This is a genomic window from Nonomuraea maritima (assembly GCF_900100395.1).
Lineage (GTDB): Bacteria > Actinomycetota > Actinomycetes > Streptosporangiales > Streptosporangiaceae > Nonomuraea > Nonomuraea maritima.
Genome location: NZ_FNFB01000075.1, coordinates 1 through 1,853, shown reverse-complemented (window position 1 = coordinate 1,853; position 1,853 = coordinate 1). Strand labels below are relative to the sequence as shown.

General features: G+C 69.0%; 2 protein-coding genes and 1 pseudogene. All 3 read left to right on the top strand.

Translation table 11 applies throughout. The features are described from left to right. The first annotated feature begins 280 nt into the window (after positions 1-280). Positions 281-907, top strand: coding sequence for a P-loop nucleotide/nucleoside kinase family protein (locus BLR04_RS39380; RefSeq protein ID WP_090774296.1), 627 nt, complete (start codon positions 281-283; stop codon positions 905-907). Positions 908-940: 33 nt separating this feature from the next. Continuing rightward, positions 941-1,120, top strand: a pseudogene (locus BLR04_RS39375) (DNA glycosylase AlkZ-like family protein); the annotation flags it as partial. Between the two features lie 432 nt (positions 1,121-1,552). Then, positions 1,553-1,744 carry a hypothetical protein gene (locus BLR04_RS39365; protein WP_090774294.1) on the top strand — a complete coding sequence of 64 codons (192 nt, stop codon included), beginning with the start codon at positions 1,553-1,555 and terminating at the stop codon, positions 1,742-1,744. The last annotated feature ends 109 nt before the right edge of the window (positions 1,745-1,853 follow it).

Genomic DNA, 1,853 nt, shown 5'->3' with positions numbered 1-1,853 from the left:
GCTTCGACAAGCTGGCCAGCCGCTATCTGGCGGGTGTCACCATCGCCTCGCTCATGCTCTGGCTCCGGCACGCCGAATTATCAGACACGCCCTAGCAATGTCGGTTAAAGTCAGGGCATGGAGTGCTTCGCCATGAACATCCGCGTCGCCGCTTAGCGGCGGTATCGCGGTCCGTGAGCCCCTGCGTGGGGTCGGTGCCGGTGCGTACCGCCGGATCAGTGTCCTGTCCGGCAGCCCGATCGTGCCATGCTGCCGCTTCCGTGATCCGGGGAGCACATCCATGTCGCAGCAGTTCCACCCCACGCACCCGCACACGTCCGTCGCGGGCGCGGCCGCACCGCACCATGACGGGCGGCCCGAGCTCTTCCTGATGGTCGGGTTGCCCGGCGCAGGGAAGACCACCCGGGCCGAAGAGCTCGCCGCCGCACACCGCGCGCTGCGGCTGACCCCGGACGAGTGGATGATCTCCCTGTTCGACGGGACGCAGCCCGACGGCAAGCGCGACATCCTCGAAGGACGGCTCATCACCCTGGCCCTCCAGGCGCTGCGACTCGGCACCAGCGTCGTGCTCGACTTCGGGCTCTGGAGCCGTGACGAACGCTCGGCGCTGCGCTCGCTCGCCACATCGGCCGGGGCGGCCTGCCACGTCATCTACCTGCCCATCGACGAGGACGTCCAGCGCGCCAGGATCGCACGCCGCCAATCCACCGCACCGCACACGACGTTCCCGATGAGCGAGGCGGACATCGGCACCTGGCGGACGCAGTTCCAGGCACCGGACGCCGCCGAACTCGACGGCGGGGACATCCCCGCTCCACCACCGGAGTGGCCCGGCTGGCCCGAATGGGCTACCGACCGCTGGCCCTCACTCGTACCCGGCCATGCCGCGGAGGCGCGCAGGCGGTAGCGTCGTCGCCGCGCTCATCCCGACCGGACATCCGGCCTGGCCGGTCTCCCCGCCGCGGTCAACGCCATCCGGGACGAGCTCAGCACCTTCCGTGACGAACGCGGCCGCCGGCTGCTCGACCTGGCCGACGCACCGCGTCCGTCGCCGGACACACCGGCTCCCGTCCGGTTCCTCCCGGCTTCCGACAGCGCGATCCTGGGCTACCACGACCGTCAGGGAGGAGGCCCACGAGCTGTCCGTCTTCCTGGATCAGGACATCCGCTCCGTGCGGATCACGGCCGCCGTCGGTCCAGCGCGCCCGCGCGACCGGGCAACCGCGACGACTTCGACACCCGGCGACATCACCCTGTTGCTCCTGGCCAACAGCGGTTTCGCCGGACTGCCGAGAAAGACCGCCCTCGCCGCCTCCCGGCGCCTGCTCGCCTGCTTCTTCGAGGCTTTCCTGGCACAGCGCCCCGTACCTCTCCCGCCTCCCGCGCCGATGGGATGGCGCGACATCCGTCGGACACCGGTCCGCTCCTGAGGCCGATCACGCACCGTCCAGCCGGGAGAGCAGGGTTCTTGGCGCTGATGTGACAGCTGTCATGTCGTGGTCGTGACTCCGACCTCTACGCCACGTACCCGCTGTCGCGCGAAGATCAAACCATGACGAACTGCAAGAACTCGCTCAACTGGACAGGCGTGTGGCCGGGGATCGCGCTCGGCATGGGACTGGGTGTCACTCTGCACAACCTCCTCCTCGGCGTTGTGCTGTCCGCGTGTCTCGGAGTCGTCTTCTCGTCCGGCCTGCGGCGGACCGGACAGGACGGGAGTGCGGCGGGTCATGCCCGCCCGTGACACAGATTTCCCGGTACACAGGTTGAATTCGTAGAGCCGGTCATGTGGTCACGGTGGTCTCCTCGATGATGAGTCCGGTCTGAGCCAGGCAGCCATCGATCAGGTGGGG